The organism is Enterococcus viikkiensis (assembly GCF_005405345.1).
GTDB lineage: Bacteria > Bacillota > Bacilli > Lactobacillales > Enterococcaceae > Enterococcus_A > Enterococcus_A viikkiensis.
This window is the reverse complement of the sequence record NZ_BJDW01000004.1, coordinates 54,265-72,543: the sequence shown is the minus strand read 5'-3', so window position 1 is coordinate 72,543 and position 18,279 is coordinate 54,265. Positions and strand designations below refer to the sequence as shown.

Annotated in this window: 18 protein-coding genes; 17 read left to right on the top strand and 1 reads right to left on the bottom strand. The window is 41.4% G+C overall.

Going from position 1 to position 18,279, the window contains the following annotated elements; all coding sequences use genetic code 11:
• The first annotated feature begins 11 nt into the window (after positions 1–11).
• The 6 genes from FFM67_RS03835 to FFM67_RS03810 all read left to right on the top strand — a co-directional run bounded on the left by FFM67_RS03835 (position 12) and on the right by FFM67_RS03810 (position 6,251).
• Positions 12–299 (top strand): ArsR/SmtB family transcription factor, encoded by a 288-nt coding sequence (locus FFM67_RS03835; RefSeq protein WP_137613304.1) that lies wholly within the window; start codon positions 12–14, stop codon positions 297–299.
• A gap of 127 nt (positions 300–426) precedes the next feature.
• Positions 427–1,716, top strand: coding sequence for a homoserine dehydrogenase (locus FFM67_RS03830; protein ID WP_137613303.1), 1,290 nt, complete (start codon positions 427–429; stop codon positions 1,714–1,716).
• 3 nt (positions 1,717–1,719) lie between these two features.
• Positions 1,720–2,778, top strand: a complete 1,059-nt coding sequence (thrC, locus tag FFM67_RS03825) for a threonine synthase (protein ID WP_137613302.1) — start codon at positions 1,720–1,722, stop codon at positions 2,776–2,778.
• Entirely contained in the window at positions 2,775–3,638 is an 864-nt protein-coding gene (gene thrB / locus FFM67_RS03820; RefSeq protein WP_137613301.1) for a homoserine kinase, read from the top strand. The genes thrC and thrB overlap by 4 nt, the downstream gene beginning before the upstream one ends.
• 408 nt (positions 3,639–4,046) lie before the next feature.
• Positions 4,047–5,318 (top strand): O-acetylhomoserine aminocarboxypropyltransferase/cysteine synthase family protein, encoded by a 1,272-nt coding sequence (locus tag FFM67_RS03815; protein WP_137613300.1) that lies wholly within the window; start codon positions 4,047–4,049, stop codon positions 5,316–5,318.
• Positions 5,319–5,321: 3 nt separating this feature from the next.
• The gene (locus tag FFM67_RS03810) at positions 5,322–6,251 is read left to right on the top strand and encodes a homoserine O-succinyltransferase (protein ID WP_137613299.1); all 930 of its coding nucleotides are present in this window, start codon (positions 5,322–5,324) and stop codon (positions 6,249–6,251) included.
• Between the two features lie 5 nt (positions 6,252–6,256).
• Here FFM67_RS03810 and FFM67_RS03805 read toward each other — a convergent pair whose 3' ends face one another.
• Positions 6,257–7,111, bottom strand: coding sequence for a pyruvate, water dikinase regulatory protein (locus tag FFM67_RS03805; RefSeq protein ID WP_137613298.1), 855 nt, complete (start codon positions 7,109–7,111; stop codon positions 6,257–6,259).
• 86 nt (positions 7,112–7,197) lie between these two features.
• Here FFM67_RS03805 and FFM67_RS03800 point away from each other — a divergent pair, with 86 nt between their 5' ends.
• The 11 genes from FFM67_RS03800 to glyS all read left to right on the top strand — a co-directional run bounded on the left by FFM67_RS03800 (position 7,198) and on the right by glyS (position 18,273).
• Entirely contained in the window at positions 7,198–7,635 is a 438-nt protein-coding gene (locus FFM67_RS03800; protein ID WP_137613297.1) for a Fur family transcriptional regulator, read from the top strand.
• A 138-nt stretch (positions 7,636–7,773) separates the two neighbouring features.
• On the top strand, positions 7,774–7,950 hold the full coding sequence (gene rpsU, locus FFM67_RS03795) for a 30S ribosomal protein S21 (protein WP_002356740.1): 177 nt from the start codon (positions 7,774–7,776) through the stop codon (positions 7,948–7,950).
• Positions 7,951–7,971: 21 nt separating this feature from the next.
• Complete coding sequence (locus FFM67_RS03790) at positions 7,972–8,418, top strand: GatB/YqeY domain-containing protein (protein WP_137613296.1); 447 nt, start codon at positions 7,972–7,974, stop codon at positions 8,416–8,418.
• Positions 8,419–8,794: 376 nt separating this feature from the next.
• On the top strand, positions 8,795–9,715 hold the full coding sequence (locus FFM67_RS03785) for a PhoH family protein (protein WP_170177985.1): 921 nt from the start codon (positions 8,795–8,797) through the stop codon (positions 9,713–9,715).
• A 101-nt stretch (positions 9,716–9,816) separates the two neighbouring features.
• Positions 9,817–12,021 (top strand): HD family phosphohydrolase, encoded by a 2,205-nt coding sequence (locus FFM67_RS03780; RefSeq protein ID WP_137613294.1) that lies wholly within the window; start codon positions 9,817–9,819, stop codon positions 12,019–12,021.
• Positions 12,021–12,503 (top strand): rRNA maturation RNase YbeY, encoded by a 483-nt coding sequence (ybeY, locus tag FFM67_RS03775; RefSeq protein ID WP_137613293.1) that lies wholly within the window; start codon positions 12,021–12,023, stop codon positions 12,501–12,503. Before FFM67_RS03780 ends, ybeY begins: the two co-directional genes overlap by 1 nt.
• Positions 12,481–12,879, top strand: coding sequence for a diacylglycerol kinase family protein (locus FFM67_RS03770; RefSeq protein WP_137613292.1), 399 nt, complete (start codon positions 12,481–12,483; stop codon positions 12,877–12,879). Before ybeY ends, FFM67_RS03770 begins: the two co-directional genes overlap by 23 nt.
• 43 nt (positions 12,880–12,922) lie before the next feature.
• Complete coding sequence (gene era / locus FFM67_RS03765; protein ID WP_137613291.1) at positions 12,923–13,822, top strand: GTPase Era; 900 nt, start codon at positions 12,923–12,925, stop codon at positions 13,820–13,822.
• A 75-nt stretch (positions 13,823–13,897) separates the two neighbouring features.
• Positions 13,898–14,677 (top strand): DNA repair protein RecO, encoded by a 780-nt coding sequence (gene recO, locus FFM67_RS03760; protein ID WP_137613290.1) that lies wholly within the window; start codon positions 13,898–13,900, stop codon positions 14,675–14,677.
• 628 nt (positions 14,678–15,305) lie between these two features.
• Positions 15,306–16,193 carry a glycine--tRNA ligase subunit alpha gene (gene glyQ, locus FFM67_RS03755; RefSeq protein ID WP_137613289.1) on the top strand — a complete coding sequence of 296 codons (888 nt, stop codon included), beginning with the start codon at positions 15,306–15,308 and terminating at the stop codon, positions 16,191–16,193.
• 1 nt (position 16,194) lies between these two features.
• Positions 16,195–18,273 carry a glycine--tRNA ligase subunit beta gene (gene glyS, locus FFM67_RS03750; protein ID WP_137613288.1) on the top strand — a complete coding sequence of 693 codons (2,079 nt, stop codon included), beginning with the start codon at positions 16,195–16,197 and terminating at the stop codon, positions 18,271–18,273.
• Positions 18,274–18,279: the final 6 nt, after the last annotated feature.

Genomic DNA, 18,279 nt, shown 5'->3' with positions numbered 1-18,279 from the left:
GAGGGTTTTAAATGAAGGAACACGAAGAATTTCAAGCAGTCAGTCAATTTTTTAAAGTTTTGAGTGACCCGACTCGTCTAAAAATTTTGATGTTTCTAAAAGAAGGGGAACGTAATGTTTCTTCGATTAGTGATACGTTAAAAATGGAGCAATCAGCCGTTTCTCACCAACTAAAACTATTGCGGGATAAACGGTTGGTGAAAGCGCGACGGGATGGTAAGGCGATGCTTTACAGCTTGGACGATCAACACGTTTTAGATGTTTTGGAACAAACCTTCCAACACGTCTTGCACCAGTAAAAAAGTGCTCTTCCAATTTTTTTGGAAAAGCACTTTTTTTTTGTAGAAATTTTGTTATACTGAAACCTAACTATTAGAATATGATGAAATTACTTTTAATACGAATGTAATTAATTGGAGGCGGATTATGGAAAAAACGGTCAAGGTGGGACTATTAGGACTAGGCGTGGTTGGTACCGGCGTATTAGAAATTCTAGCAGATCATCAAGAAAAGATTGAAAAAAGTATTGGTGGCCCTTTGATTGTCACCAAAGCATTGGTCCGTCCAGATGAAGATAAGCAGGCTTTAGCGGATAAATACCACTTAGAGTTAGTGACTGAATTGGAGGCGATCTTAAATGATCCAGAAATTTCCATTGTTGTGGAAGTGATGGGCCGAATCGAGCCAGCTAAAACGTTTATCAAGCAAGCCTTGATGGCTGGAAAAAATGTCGTGACGGCCAATAAAGATTTACTGGCACAGCATGGTAGTGAACTAGTCGATCTTGCTCGGGAACAGCAGCAAAATTTGTATTATGAAGCCAGTGTCGCCGGAGGGATTCCAATCCTACGGACGATCGCCAACAGTTTGGCAGCAGATGATATTACAGAAGTTTTAGGGATCGTTAACGGTACGACAAATTATATGCTGACAAAAATGGTGCAAGAGCATCGCACTTATGAAGAGACTTTGAAAGAAGCGCAAGCGTTGGGCTTTGCGGAAAGTGACCCAACCAATGACGTTGATGGGATCGATGCGGCATACAAAATGGTGATCTTAAGTAAATTTGCTTTTGGGATGACTATCACGATGGATCAAGTCAAGATCAAGGGAATTCGCGGCTTAGCAGCGGCAGATGTTTTGATTGCGGATCAGTTAGGCTATACCGTCAAATTAATTGGTTCAACAATCAAACAAGACGATACTATTTCTGTTGAGGTAGGCCCTGTTTTGGTTCCTCATGAACATCCATTGGCTTCCATCCACAATGAAATGAACGCGGTTTTTGTCAGAAGCTCTGGCATCGGCGAATCGATGTATTATGGTCCGGGTGCAGGAGCACGGCCAACGGCGACCAGTATCGTGGCAGATCTGATGACGATCGTTAATAAGATGAAGAAAAATACGGTGGGGCATCGGTTTACTGGCTATACGCAGCCAACAAAAATTACGCCACCAAGCAAAAATATCAGCAAGTATTTCTTGTCGCTAGAAATGCTGGATGAAGCGGGACAATTTTTGAAGCTGGCTGAAATCATGACGGCGACTCAGGTAGGCTTTGAACAAGTCCTTCAAGAAAAAGGAGACGGCGAAAATGCCCGAGTGGTCTTGATTACCCATGAAACTTCAGAAACCAAAATGCTGACCATTCAACAAGCAATCAAAGACAAAACGAGTTACAAAATCTTATCGTTGATGAAAGTAATGGGGGAATAAACTATGTACGAAGGTCTATTAAAGCAATATAAAGAATACTTGCCAATTACGGATAAGACACCACAAATCGCTTTAGCTGAAGGAAACACACCGTTGATTCCTTTGAAAAATTTATCAAAAGAGTTAGGTATCACATTATATGGAAAATATGAAGGTTTGAATCCGACTGGTTCTTTCAAAGATCGTGGCATGGTGATGGCGGTAGCCAAAGCAGTTGAAGACGGAGCGAAAGCCATTATTTGTGCTTCCACCGGAAATACTAGTGCAGCTGCTGCGGCTTATGCTACCCGTGCTGGTATTAAAGCCTACGTCGTGATCCCTGATGGGAAAATTGCGATGGGAAAATTGGCCCAAGCGATCGCTTATGGGGCGGATATTATTTCGATACCGGGAAATTTCGACGAAGCGTTGAAAGCGGTGCGTGATATTGCCGAGACAGAAGCAGTGGCGTTAGTAAATTCAGTCAACCCTTATCGATTAGAAGGACAAAAAACCGCGGCTTTCGAAATCTGCGAACAATTAGAAAAAGCGCCAGATGTTTTGGCAATTCCGGTTGGTAATGCCGGAAATATTTCGGCTTACTGGAAAGGCTTTAAAGAATGGCATGAGAAAAAAGGCACGGAGCTTCCGCGAATGCATGGCTTCGAAGCCGAAGGAGCGGCGGCGATCGTTACCGGAAAAGTAATTGAACAACCGGAAACAGTTGCAACGGCGATTCGTATCGGAAATCCAGCTAGCTGGAAGTTAGCCGAAGCGGCTCGTGATGAATCAAAGGGCTACATTGACTCTGTGACGGACGAAGAAATTTTGAATGCCTATCGCAAAGTAGCCGCTCAAGAAGGCGTTTTTGTAGAACCTGGCTCTGCGGCTTCCCTTGCCGGTGTGATCCAACACGTGAAAAACGGTCGGATCAAAGCGGGTGAAACGGTTGTGACCGTCTTTACCGGAAATGGGTTAAAAGACCCTGACACAGCAATCAACGAAACCGATATCAAAATCAATAAGATGAGTGACTTGGAGGATATGCGCCAACACTTACGTGAAGGAGTGGCAACTCTATGAAAATCCGCGTCCCTGCAACCAGCGCCAACTTAGGTCCCGGCTTTGATTCGTGTGGGATCGCGTTATCTCAGTATTTGACCATTGAAATTGGTGAGGAAACAAAAAATTGGCAAATCATTCATCACTTAGGAAGCAACATTCCTTCCGATGAGAAAAATTTATTGATCCAAACGGCCTTAGACTTAGCACCCAATTTAAAACCGCATCGATTAACGATGACGTCAGACATTCCCATCGCTCGTGGTTTAGGCAGTAGTTCGTCGGTGATTGTAGCAGGAATCGAGCTAGCCAATCGTTTAGGTCAGCTTGGATTGACCACTGCACAAAAAGTGACCTATGCAACAAAAATCGAAGGGCATCCTGACAATGTAGCTCCGGCGATTTGTGGTGACTTTGTAGTAGCCAGCTTTAATAACAATGAAGTGGATTTTGTGAAGCATCCTTTTCCGAATTGCGATGTGATTGCATTCATCCCAAATCATGAATTACTAACAGCGGAAAGCCGCGCAGTTTTACCAAAGGAAATGTCCTATCGCGATGCGGTCAAAGCGAGCTCAATCGGCAATGTGATGATCGCTGCAGTGTTGAATGGGAACTTGCCATTAGCCGGTAAAATGATGGAGAAGGATATTTTACATGAAAACCATCGCCAGCATTTGGTTCCTCATTTGAAAAAAATCCGTGAATTTTGCAAAATTTACGGCGGATATGGCAGTTTTTTAAGTGGGGCGGGCCCGACTGTTCTAGTCTTAACCCCGTCAGAAAATACTGAAAAATTAGTCACAGCATTAAAGATCTATGATCATGAAGCGGCGATTGACGTCCTTTCCGTTGAAAAAGAAGGCGTCCAAATAGTTTAATTGCGAGGAAGAGAAGAGTAGGATACATCAGACTCCACAGAGAGCTTCGATAGCTGAAAAGAAGCAGCAGTGATGAATCAGAAGATGGTCTCAGAGCGATTGTCAATCAGACACGGGTGTGCCCGTTATAGCAGCTCGTAGCAATACGACTAAAGATCAGCCTTGCAAGAGCCTGATAAACTAAGGTGGTACCACGGCACTCCCGTCCTTTCATACTATGAAAGGATGAGGGTGCCTTTTTTTGCGAGTGCTGCTTTTCGCAGCGATAAGGAGTATCGGCTGAAAAGTATTCTATGAATAAATCTGGGAACAAACTTTTGTATAGTTTGAAAAACGAAACCTGTTTATAAAAAGCATTACTTAACATAAAAAAATTTGAAAATTGTAACTAACAAGGAGGAAATGATAATGGAATTTGAAACAAAATGTTTACACGCTGGTTATCGGCCGGAAAATGGTGGCGCACGAGTCTTACCAATCACCCAAAGTACGACCTATGCGTATGATTCAACAGAAGAGATTGGGAAATTATTTGATTTAGAAGCGAACGGCTATTTCTATACTCGTTTAGCCAATCCAACGACTAGTGCGGTGGAAGAAAAAATCGCGGCTTTAGAAAATGGTGTGGGTGCTTTGTGTACATCCTCAGGACAAGCGGCAACCTTTTACGCGGTGCTGAATATTTTAGAGTCAGGCGATCATTTGATTTCTTCCAGCTATATTTATGGTGGAACCTATAATTTATTTGCCCATACGCTTAAAAAAATGGGGATCGAAGTCACTTTTGTTGATCAAGATGCGCCGGTGGAAGAATTGTTAAAGGCAGCCAAGCCAAATACTAAAGCGATTTTCGGCGAGACGATCGCGAACCCGGCAGTGAAAGTATTGGATCTGGATAAATTTTCAGCGGTAGCAAAAGAACTAGCGATTCCTTTTATCATCGACAACACCTTTGCGACACCGTACTTTTGTCGGCCGATTGAATTCGGGGCCGATATTGTGATCCACAGTACGACGAAGTATTTAGATGGCCATGCCGTACAAACAGGTGGAGTGATCGTAGATGCAGGAACCTTTGATTGGACTAACGGAAAATTTCCGCAACTATCGGAACCAGATGAAACATATCATGGGATTGTTTACACTGAAAAATTTGGGACGGCGGCATATATCACGAAGGCGCGGGTTCAATTAATGCGTGATCTTGGAGCGACCCCATCGCCACAAAATTCTTTCTTGTTGAATCTTGGAATAGAAACACTATCCGTTCGGATGGATCGACATTATCAAAATGCGGTGACCGTGGCTGAATTTTTAGAAAAACAAGCAGCCATCGAAAAAGTCTATTATCCTGGCTTGAAGTCGGATGCTGATTATTCTTTGGCACAAAAATATGTACCAAACGGCTTGTGCGGGGTCATTTCCGTAGAGTTTGCTGACGGAAAGGAAACGGCGGCGAAGTGGTTAGACGCTCTGGACTTAGTCTCGCTAGAAGTGCACGTGGCGGATATCCGAACATGTGCGCTGCATCCGGCGACTTCGACTCACCGTCAGTTGACAGATGAAGAATTACGACAAGCGGGGATTTCTCCTGGACTTGTTCGTTTATCTTGCGGAATTGAGAATGTAGCGGACATATTAGCAGATCTGCAGCAAGCCTTTGATAAATTGGAGGGATAACGCATGCCGATTCGTTTAGACGCTGATTTTCCTGCAAAGTCGGTCTTAGAAACCGAAGATATCTTCGCCATCGATAATACGCGGGCGGAGCATCAAGATATTCGTCCGTTAAAATTGTTGATCTTGAATTTGATGCCGAATAAAATCGATACGGAGATTCATTTGCTACGGCTGATTAGTCAAAGTCCGTTGCAGATCGATGTGGATTTTTTAAAGGTGGCCAGTCATGACGCGAAACACACGAGTAAAAATCATTTAGACAAATTTTATTTGGAATTTTCCAAAATCGTTGATACTTGTTACGATGGTTTAATCATTACAGGGGCGCCAGTGGAGCAGCTGGCTTTTACCGAAGTGGATTATTGGACTGAATTGGTGAGAATCATGGAGTGGAGCCAGCGATCGGTGACATCGGTCGTGCATATTTGTTGGGGGGCGCAAGCAGGTTTGTATTATCATTTCGGTATTGATAAGCTGCCTTTTCCAGAAAAAATGTTTGGTATTTATCAGCAGGAGAGTGTACACCAACATCGACTCTTTCGTGGCTTTGATGATCGTTTTTGGATGCCGCAGTCGCGCTATACCGGAATCAATGAAGAGCAGGTGCGAAATCAACCAAAAATCAAAGTAATCGCCAAAGATGATCATGCACGCTCTACAATAATACTCTCAGAGGACGAACACGATATTTTTTTGATGTGCCATTTTGAATACGATACGGATACACTGGAAAAAGAATATTTGCGGGATCATGAACGCGGCTTAACGACCGCGCAGCCGGAAAATTATTACGAAGGTGAAAAAATTACTAATTACTGGCGGGCACATGCTCATTTGTTTTATCAGAACTGGTTGAATGACGTGTATCAAATGACGCCTTATTCATTAACCGAGATTCGTCAAAGACAGAAAAAAAGAAAACTGAAATCGTGATGATTTCAGTTTTCTTCTTCCATAAAGTAATAACTATGGTCTTCTAAGTCTAAAGCGCTCATGATCATTGCGGCTGTTTCTTCAATCGAAAGTGTCGCTACATTGATGACTTCGCAGCCAAGTTTTTGATACAGATCATTGGCAAATTTCAGTTCTGCTTGGATTTTGTCACGATCGGAATAGGCCGTTTCAGGATTCAAGCCGTAAGCCCGCATCCGTTCTTTACGAATCCCAATCAATACTTCAGGATCATTGGTTAAGCCGACGATTTTTTTTGGATCGATTTCAAAAAGCTGCTTTGGAATATGCGCCTGAGGAATCAACGGCAAATTTGCAACTTTAAGATTTTTATTAGCCAAATATAAACTTAGCGGTGTTTTTGATGTACGCGAGACACCGAGTAAGACCACATCGGCTTCTAAAAAGCCACGAGGGTCTTTGCCATCGTCATACTTTACCGCAAACTCCATTGCTTTGATCCGTTTGAAATAATTTTCGTTTAAATGATGAAGGGCACCGCGTTCTCCGGTTGGCTCCACATGCGCTCGTTGACTGATTTCGTGTACGACTGGATTTAATAGATCCATTGTAAACAAGTCTTCGTGCTCGCAAAATTCCTTCGCTATTTTTGATAAATTCGGATCAATTAAAGTATAAATGATCATACCGTTTTCTGCTTTTGCATCGTTTAATGCTTTTAACAATAATTCTTCCGAATGAATGAAGGTTCTACGGAAAAGACAGAATTCGACGGTCGGATATTGTGCCATTGAAGCTTGAGCCAGTTTCGAGGCGGTTTCTCCAGCAGAATCGGAAATGATAAAAATCGTTACTAGTTCGCCTTGTTTTTCACTGTTCATAAAGAGATTCTCCCTTGCAATCAAAGATAATTTATTATACCATATTGTTTATTCGGAATCATTACACTTTGAATTGAGGGATAACTATGCCGCAAGCAACATTGTTAGAAAAAGCATTGGGAAAAGTGAAAGAGCATGGCTTTAAGTATACGAAAAAACGCGAGGCCTTATTGGATTTTTTAATTAAAAAGAATCGTTACGTTTCTGCACGTGAAGTTTATAATCAACTGAATGGACAATTCCCAGGATTAAGTTATGACACGGTGTATCGAAATTTACGTGAATTTTGTGAGATTGGCTTGATTGAAGACACGGAGTTGCAAGGGGAAATGAAATTCCGCTTTAGTTGTAGCGAAAGTTTTGAGCATCATCATCATTTTATTTGTACGGTTTGTGGAATGACAAAAGAGATCCACATGTGCCCGATGGATTTCTTCAAAGAACAGCTAGATGATTGCTCTATCGAAGGACATCGCTTTGAACTTTACGGTCGTTGTGAAAAATGTCAAAATATTAATGAATAAATTAAGAATTAAAATTCTTCAGTACCTTGACTCAAAATAGACCATTGGATATAATGACTTATGGACGGTCTTGTTGGTTGAAAGTATATTTCAATAACAAAAACGGTTACATTTCAAGCCCGGAGGGAGGGAATTTATATGTCAAAAACAGTGGTTCGTAAAAATGAATCTCTTGACGATGCTCTTCGTCGCTTCAAACGTTCCGTTTCAAAAGCAGGGACTCTGCAAGAATCTCGCAAACGTGAATTTTATGAAAAACCAAGTGTGAAACGTAAGAAAAAATCAGAAGCAGCTAGAAAACGTAAGAAATTCTAGTCTGTCAATGGAGTGATTCTATTGTCACTACTTACTACCTTGAATGAAGACATGAAGCAAGCGATGCGAGCAAAAGATAAAGAGTCTTTGCAAGTGATCCGGATGCTTAAAGCTTCGATTCAAAATGAGCAGATCAAAAAAGGTCAGGATTTGAATGAAGAAGAAGAATTGACTGTTTTATCTCGTGAGATGAAGCAACGTCGGGATTCTTTAACGGAATTTGAAAAAGCTGATCGCACCGATTTGGCTGACAAAGTCAAAAAGGAAATCGTAATTGTTGAAAACTATTTGCCGGCTCAACTGAATGAGGAAGAGATTCGTGCAATTGTTCAAGAAGCAATTACAAAAACGGGAGCGACATCACCAAAAGAATTTGGTAAAGTGATGGGGGCAGTGATGCCGAAAGTCAAAGGCAAAGCCGATGGCAATCAAGTCAATGCAGTCGTCAAGGAACTCCTGAACAAGTAAGCAATAGTGAAGCCGAGAGAATTTTCTCTCGGTTTTTTTGCGACTTCTACTTCAAATTACAGTTCGATTTATAGAAATGTATGCTAAGGATCGTCGCATCCCAATAGATAAAGGCAGCTGTTTTAATAGATCACCAGAAGCTCGTTTGCGTTTATCAACTAATCGTTTTAAATGAAGAAAAAGAGTTTATCCTGCAACGTTTTATTTATTAAATAGCTAAAGGTTAGGATTCCTTTAGTGAGAGTTAAGACAATTTTTCTTTTATTTAGAGTGTGGTATTATAGGGGAGAACGAAGAATGAAGGGATGAAGGCTTGTTGATTAACAGCGATTTTGAGTCGTTTGAAATAAAGCTTGATGGCAAAGATGACATCAGTATGCTTTTAGGAACCCATGACAAACATGTAAAATTTTTAGAAGACAATACCGAGACAACCATTAATACTCGTGGTGAAACGATCCAAATCATTGGACCGAAAGATGAAGTGAAATTAGTTGTTGAGATTATTCGAGCATTGCAAGTCTTGATTGATCGCGGAATCAAAGTGGCGACGCCAGATGTGATGACGGCGTTACGCTTAGGTCGCGACAATCATTTAGACGAATTTATTATGATGTATGAGGAAGAATTATTAAAGGACCGCAACGGAAAGCCGATTCGTCCGAAAAATATTGGACAAAGTCGCTATATTGCAGCGATTCGCAAATCCGATGTGGTTTTTGGTATTGGACCTGCCGGTACTGGTAAGACGTATTTAGCGATTGTTATGGCGATTGCGGCGTTAAAAAAAGGCGAAGTACAACGGATTATTTTGACTCGTCCAGCAGTTGAAGCAGGGGAAAGTCTGGGTTTTTTACCAGGAGACTTGAAGGAAAAAGTCGATCCTTATTTACGCCCGATGTATGATGCACTACATCAAATCTTTGGTATGGAGCATACGAATCGTTTATTGGAACGGGGCGTAATCGAAATCGCACCATTAGCTTATATGCGTGGTCGGACACTGGATGATGCCTTTGTCATTTTAGATGAGGCGCAAAATACGACGATTTCACAAATGAAAATGTTTTTAACCCGATTAGGATTTAATTCAAAAATGATCGTCAATGGCGATACAAGCCAAGTCGATTTGCCAAAAGGCCAGGTCAGCGGTTTGATCCATGCGGAACGGACGTTGCAAGGGATCAAGAAGATTCGATTTGTGAATTTCGAAGCGGGAGATGTCGTGCGGCATCCAGTGGTTGCGGAAATCATTGAAGCTTACGAACATGAGAATTTGCGTCACCAAGAAAAATAGTTAACGGTTGACACTCATCAACCAATAGATGTGATAAAACCTGAACGTGGACTATTCCAAGTTTAGGTTGACTATTTTTTAATGAGCTGGGAGGGAATTAGATGTTAAATCGACCCATCAATAACTTGCTGAAAAAGTTAGGTTCAAAGATTGTACCGCTAGTGCTAGCCATCTTTTCAGTCATCTTGATGGTGACGATGCTGACTAGTGTTGTACAAAAAAGTGTCGACTATAAAGAAGGCCAAGTTGCCTCAGAAAGTATTCGTGCGAATAAAACGATTGAGAACAAGGCGGAGACAACACAAAAACGTCAATTAGCCGCTGAAGCGGTGACGCCGGAATATACCTACCAAGCAGATTTGGCTCAGACCCAGCATGATCGGATCAGCCAATTGATTTCACTAATTCAAAAGTCGAATAGCGAGATCGATAAAAGCTATCAATCGAAGGCTTCACAAGCCAAGGATGGGGAAAAGATACCACAGCCAACAGTTGATGAACGAGTGGCGGCGGTTAAAAAAGGCTTTGAAGGTTTAGATCAAGATACGGTTACCTTTTTTCAGCAATTACCAGATGATTTTTATCAAGCGATTGTACAGTTAAACACTGCTGATCTTGATAAGCTCGAAACCGGAAGCTTGAGGCTAGTGGATGAGCAAATGGCAAAGCGAATCCGTCAAAGCGATTTAGAAGAATATAAGCAACAAGCAATTGATAAGATTCAAGAACTAAATCTTTCCGAAACGGCTAGCCTTGCAGCCCGTTACTTACTTGAGGAAGGGATCATCGTGAATGATTCCTTGAACCAAAAGCGAACGGATGAATTGAAGGAGCAAGCCAGCGAATCAGTTCAGCCAGTCATGATTTATCAAGGAGAAGTGATTGTTCGTGAAGGCAGCCAGATCGACGCGAACTCTATTAATAAATTGAAATTATTAGGCTTGACTAGTTCAAGTACATCAATCTTTCCGATGATTGCAATGGTCTTGGCAGCGATCCTGCAAGGGGTGTTGCTGTGGTTTTATAGCCGACAATTTGAAGTGGAATTTCAAAGACTACGCTTTGTTCTGTTTTACAGTGCCAGCATGACTAGCGGCGTCTTTATTATGAAGATCCTGCAAGCTTTTCAAGGGAATAGTTCGAATAATTTGGCATTGTTTTTCCCAGCGGCGTTTGTACCATTGATTTTAACCGTATTTGTCAATCGTCGGGCAAGTGCATTAGCTGCCGTATTCCAGACGGTCTTTGCTCTGTTTATTTATTACAATGCTATTGGTACGAATATTTTACCGGTCATCTTAATGAGCTATCTTTTTTCCGGGACATTAGCTGTGATGGTAAAACAAAGACGACTATCAGATCAAGTCAAACAGGCGTCATTATGGATCATTGCCTTCCCAATCGCCTGGGCGATTATTTTGACAATTTATCAAGGACTATCCTTTGCAGACAGTCAAACGTGGGGAATGCTGCTTGGAGCTTTTGCGGCAAGTATGCTGTCCTTTATTATGGGGATGGGTTTGCAGCCGTATATCGAGCTTTTGGTCACAGACAGCAGTGTTATCACGCTGAATGAGTTAAGTAATCCAAACCATCCGCTGCTGAAACAATTGTTAGAAGAAGCGCCTGGAACCTATCATCACTCGATGATGGTGGCGAATCTAAGCGCCAATGCGGTGGCAGAGATCGGCGGACGTTCATTACTGACGCGAGTGGCTTGTTATTATCATGATATCGGGAAGATCCGTCATGCGAATTTCTTTGTCGAAAATTTGCCAACTGGCGCAGAAAATCCTCATAATTTTTTGTTACCAGAGGATAGCAAGCAAATCATTTTCGGCCACGTAATAGAAGGTGCGAAAATCTTAAAAGAATATAAAATGCCGCAAATGGTCATCGATATTTGTTATCAACATCATGGTACAACGTTGATGAAATATTTCTATATAAAAGCAAAGGAACGAAACCCAGAAACAACGGAAGCAGAGTTTCGTTACCCTGGGCCAAAACCTCAGACGCGTGAAGCTGGGGTAGTCAATATCGCCGATAGCTGTGAAGCGGCTGTTCGAGCGATGGATCACCCGTCTTTAGATAAAATTACGGAATTTGTTCATAGTTTAATCGAAGAACGAATCAGTGATGGCCAATTGGACGACTCAGGTTTAACACTTAAAGAAATTCGAATTGTTGAAAAATCACTAATCAGTGGATTAAGTTCGACCTTTCATTCAAGAATCAAGTATCCTCGTATGCAATCTGAAGCGGAAAAAATGAAAGAAGAACAAGAGAAAAAAGGGGAAGCGTAATGGACATTACTTTTATTGATGAAACAGAAGAACTTTCTGAAGATAAAATCAAAGAGATTGATGGTGTGCTGCAATTTGCGGCGGATTATCTCAAATTACCAAAAGATATTGAGATGTCTGTTACATTTATGGATAATGCCGCAATTCGTGTGATTAATCGCGACTATCGCGGAAAAGACGCTGCAACAGATGTGATCAGCTTTGCTCTGGAAGAAGAGGGTGAAGATGAGGTACCAATTATTATGGACGAGCTGGATGGAATGGAGCAGATGCCCCGCAATCTCGGCGATATTATGATCTCAACAGAGCGTGCAGCCGAGCAGGCAGAGGAGTACGGACACAGCTTTGACCGTGAATTAGGCTTCTTAGCTGTACATGGATTTTTGCATATCAATGGGTATGACCATATGACTCCTGAAGATGAGAAAGAGATGTTTGGTCTACAGAAAGAGATTTTGGATGCCTATGGACTTAAAAGATAAGACAGAAAAAAATAAGCATTTTATTACCTCTTTTGAATTTGCCCTGCAAGGGATTCGCACCGTTTTTAAGGAAGAACGCAACATGCGTAAGCATGTGGCCTTTGGCTTAATGGCGATCTTTGTTAGTTTTCTATTAGGGTTGTCCCTACTGGAATGGTTGTGGATTATTTTAGCGGTCTTTCTTGTTTGGATTGTGGAGATGATTAATACAGTTTTTGAAAATGTGGTGGATATGGTCACGGAGTGTCATTTTCATCCAATCGGAAAAAAAATTAAGGATATGGCTGCTGGAGCCGTCTTGGTCACTTCGGTTTTTGCCATTATCGTTGGTATGGTGATCTTTTTACCAAAGATTGTCGAGCTCTTCCTCAAATAGATGTAGTATCGAGGAGAAAGGTTACTCAGAAAGGAACTATTATATGTCAGAACATAAATCAGGTTTTGTAGCGATCGTTGGACGACCAAATGTTGGAAAATCTACGTTGCTAAATCGTATTATCGGACAAAAAATCGCGATCATGAGCGACAAGGCGCAAACGACGCGCAATAAAATTCAAGGGGTTTACACGACCCCAGAAGCACAAATTATTTTTATTGATACACCGGGCATACATAAACCAAAACATCGCTTAGGGGATTATATGGTAGAGATGGCTTATAGTGCACTGCGAGAGGTCGATTCGATCATCTTTATGGTAAGTGCTGATCAAAAGCGTGGCCGTGGGGACGATTTTATTTTGGAACGTTTAAGTAAGCAAGAGGTTCCCGTTTATCTAGTCATCAACAAAATCGATACAATTCATCCAGATGAGTTGTTAGCAATTATTGATGATTATCGCCAAGTCATGGATTTCAAAGAAATTATTCCAATCTCAGCGACGGAAGGCAACAATGTTGAGCATTTATTAGACGTCTTAGTGGATCAAATGGATGAAGGACCTCAATATTTCCCAGAAGATCAAATCACGGATCATCCGGAATACTTCATCGTGTCAGAATTGATCCGAGAAAAAGTTTTGACTTTAACGCGTGACGAGGTGCCTCACTCTGTGGCTGTGGTGACTGAATCGATGAAACGAGATGAAAATGATAAGGTGCATATTCAAGCAACGATCATTGTCGAACGAACCAGTCAAAAGGGCATCATCATCGGTAAAGGCGGCAAGATGCTGAAAAATATTGGCACGCAAGCTCGTAAAGACATTGAGACGCTTTTAGCAGATAAAGTTTATTTAGAGCTATGGGTGAAAGTCCAAAAAGATTGGCGCGACAAGCAAACCTATTTACAAGATTACGGTTATCGTAAAGACGATTATTAAAAATTTTGAGGCTGGGACATATTTATGTTCCAGCCTTTAGCTACGGATAGAAATATGGAAACGAGGTGAAAAGTTATGGCGCAAATTGGTGAAACAAAAGGGATGATCTTGTTTAGTCGTGATTATAAGGAAAAAGACAAGTTGATTAAAATTTTTACTGAGTCGGCAGGGAAGGTTATGTTCTTCGCTAAGGGAATTCACCGTCCGAACAATTCGTTAAACACAGCGATCCAGCCTTTTACCGAAGCAATCTATATCGGGAATCTAAAATCAGATGGGCTTTCTTTTTTAAATAGTGCGAAAGACGTTCAACCATTGCGGAAGCTGCAGGAGGATATTTTTTTAAATGCCTATGGGTCGTACATCTTAAGCCTAACTGATGCCGCGATTGAGGATCATGTCTATGATCCAGCTCTGTACGGTTTTACTCGGGAAGCCTTGCAGCGGATGAATGAAGGCGCTGATGGGGAAACGATCATGAATATTTTTGAAGTTCAGATCATGCAGCGCTTCGGAATCTCACTAAACTGGCAAGCTTGCGGTGTGTGTGGCAAGAAGACCGGGGCCTTTGATTTTTCTTCAACGTACAATGGAATTCTTTGCGAGGAGCATTGGCATTTGGATCAACACCGTTATCATGCAGACCCGCGGGCCATTTATTTTCTGAGGATGTTCAATAGTGTAACCTATGAAAATATCAACACGATTAATTTGAAGCCAGAAACTAAAAAAGCGATTCGTCAAACATTGGATCAGCTTTATGAAGAATATATCGGTCTGCATTTAAAAAGCAAAAAATTCATTGATCAAATGAGTGAGTGGCAAGATGTGTTAAAACCAAGAGACGAAAAATAATCTGCCGTTCCTTACAGGAGTCGCAGATTATTTTTTTATAGTTTTTATTTCTCTGAAAAAATCTCGAAGATAAAAAGAATAATTCGGTGAACATTCATACGTATAAAAGAAATGGGCAGGTATTACGACCTGATGAATAAATTGAACTTTAGTTAAGAAAAGTATATGCACAGCATGATTTCCAGCGTTACTATTTAAATAATTTTAAAAAAAACAATGCAATTAAAGGATGGTATTTTCCAACCAATCTCTTTTGATAGGAGAAAGATTTGACAAAAGGGGCATTGAGTCGCTATTATAGAGTCAAGTTGAATAGGTGCGAAGATCAAATTAAAAATTTGTGGAAGATCACAGCGAGTTTGGAGAGGTGAAAGCCAAGCAGGGAAGCAAATTTTGTTGGCGTTTGTGAGCACATGATAGTGAAAGCTGCCAAGCTGATGCTTGGAAGTAGGGTGGAACCGCGTTGATACGTCCCTATGCCGATTTATTTCGGCATAGGGACTTTTTGTATTTATTCGTTCAACTTTTTGCGGTTTGGAAAATGACGGTCTTTAGTAGGAACAATTTTCAGTCATTACTAGCTTTTCGCAAGTTCCAAACATAATAAGAAATTACAGGAGGAAACAGAATGAGCAAATTAACAGTACAAGATATGATATTGACGTTACAAAAATTTTGGTCAGATAATGGCTGTATGCTGATGCAAGCCTACGATACAGAAAAAGGAGCGGGAACCATGAGCCCCTATACATTTTTACGGGCGATTGGACCTGAACCGTGGCGTGCGGCTTACGTGGAGCCTTCACGTCGTCCAGCCGACGGTCGTTATGGAGAAAATCCGAACCGCTTGTATCAGCATCATCAATTTCAAGTAGTCATGAAGCCGTCACCAAAAAATATCCAAGAATTGTATTTAGATAGCTTACGTCTTTTAGGAATCGATCCCTTGGAGCATGATATTCGTTTTGTAGAAGACAACTGGGAGAATCCTTCCATGGGGTGTGCCGGTGTTGGCTGGGAAGTATGGTTAGACGGTATGGAAATCACCCAATTCACGTATTTCCAACAAGTTGGTGGATTGCAATGTCATCCAGTCACTTCTGAAATTACTTACGGCTTAGAACGCTTAGCATCCTATATTCAAGAAGTTGAAAGTGTTTATGACTTAGAATGGAGTCGTGGCGTCAAATATGGTGAAATCTTCAAACAGCCGGAATATGAGCATTCAAAATATTCCTTTGAAGAAAGCGATCAAGAGATGCTGTTGGATAACTTTGATAAATTTGAAAAAGAAGCGAAACGTTGCATTGATGAAAATCTAGTTCATCCAGCCTATGATTATATATTGAAATGCAGCCACACCTTTAATTTATTAGATGCGCGAGGTGCGGTGTCAGTAACAGAACGGGCTGGCTACTTAGCTCGTATTCGTAATTTGGCACGTTCGGTTGCTAAGATCTTTGTAGCTGAACGTGAGAAACTAGGCTTCCCATTATTGAATCAGGAGGGCAAATAAGATGGCGAAAAATCTATTATTAGAAATCGGTTTAGAAGAAATGCCAGCCCACGTGGTTTGGCCTAGCATCAAACAACTAGAGGAAAAGGTCTCAAAATTTTTAACGGAGAACAGTCTAACCTTTGAATCGATCGAAACATTTTCGACCCCTCGCCGCTTGGCGATTCGGGTGACAAATATTCCCGATCGTCAAGAAGATGTCCAAGAAGAAGTCAAAGGTCCAGCGAAAAAAATCTCTCAAGACGCTGAAGGTAATTGGAGTAAAGCAGCGGAAGGATTTGTTCGTGGTCAAGGTCTAACTACTGACGCGATTACTTTCCGTGAATTAAATGGCGTAGAATATGTTTACGTGACCAAATATATCCACGGGAAAGAAAGCAAAGAAGTATTGACGGGACTTTTAGATGTGGTGAAAGGCTTGAACTTCCCAACAATGATGCACTGGGGCGATACGATGTTTGAATACATTCGTCCGATTCATTGGATCGTAGCTCTATTAGATGATGAAGTGATCCCATTTGAATTGTTAGATGTGGAAACTGGCCGGACAACAGAAGGCCATCGCTTCTTAGGCGACCAAGTGGAACTTACTGAGCCGAGCGAATATGAAGGAAAACTAGAAGAACAATTCGTCATTGCGGATGCCCATAAGCGTCAGCAAATGATCGTATCTCAAATCGAAGAAATCGCTGAAAAAAATAATTGGGTGATTGATTTGGATGCTGATTTATTAGAAGAGGTGACGAATTTAGTGGAATACCCAACCGCTTTTGTCGGTGCGTTTGAAGAGCGTTTCTTGTCTGTGCCGGAAGAAGTGTTAGTCACTTCTATGAAGGAACATCAACGTTATTTTGAAGTTCGCAATCAGGCGGGGATGTTGTTGCCTCATTTCATTTCTGTTCGGAATGGAAATAGCGTGAAATTAGATAATGTTATTAAAGGAAATCAAAAAGTATTAGCGGCGCGTTTAGAAGACGGCGAGTTTTTCTTTGAAGAAGATAAAAAATTATCGATTGAAGACTGTGTCGAAAAATTGAAGAACGTGACCTTCCATGAAAAAATTGGCAGCATGTATGAAAAAATGCAACGGGTGGGTATAATTGCCAAAGTCATCGGCGAGAGGGTTGGCTTGGACCAAGCAGAATTAACCGACTTGAAACGTGCGTCTGAAATTTATAAATTTGACTTAGTGACGAATATGGTCGGCGAATTTCCTGAGTTGCAAGGAATCATGGGTGAAAAATATGCCTTATTGAAAGGCGAGCGTCCTGCTGTGGCTACGGCGGTTCGGGAACACTATTTGCCAATCTCCGCTGAAGGAGAATTGCCGCAAAGTGCGATTGGCGCCGTTTTAGCAATTGCGGATAAGATCGACAGCGTATTAGGTTTCTTCGCTGTAGGGATGATTCCTAGTGGTTCGAATGATCCTTACGCATTGCGTCGGCAAACTTACGGAATTGTACGGATCGTCGAAGCGCAAGGCTGGACCTTCCCATTCACAGATATGCAAGGAGCAATAGTGGATGCCATCAATGAAGACATCTTAGATTACGGCATTCATTTCAATCGTGACCAAAAAGAATTTATCGAATTTTTCAAAGGTCGGATGCGGCAACGTCTTCAAATCCACAATGTTCGTCATGACATCATTGATGCCGTAGTGGATTCAAGTCAAGACGACTTAGTCCAAATCTTCCGGACGGCTAAAATTTTTGATCAGCATGTAACGGATGAGCATTTTAAAGAGGCAATGGAAGCCTTGACGCGAGTCATTAATTTGACTAATAAGATGAATCCAGCTACGATCACTTACAAAGTCGATCCTAAATTATTTGAAAACGACAGCGAGCAAGAATTGTATGAAGCTGTTAAAGAAGCTTCTGATGAATTCGCCAACCAAAGCATGGCGGAAAATTATCAAACCTTGACGAATCTTCGCCCAGTGATCGAACGCTATTTTAACGCGACGATGATCATGGTAGAGGATGAAAAAGTTCGTGACAATCGTTTGAATCAGCTAGCGATCGTTGCTCGGATGGCCAATGCTTTAGCAAGTATCGATAAGATTATTACGAAATAATAAATA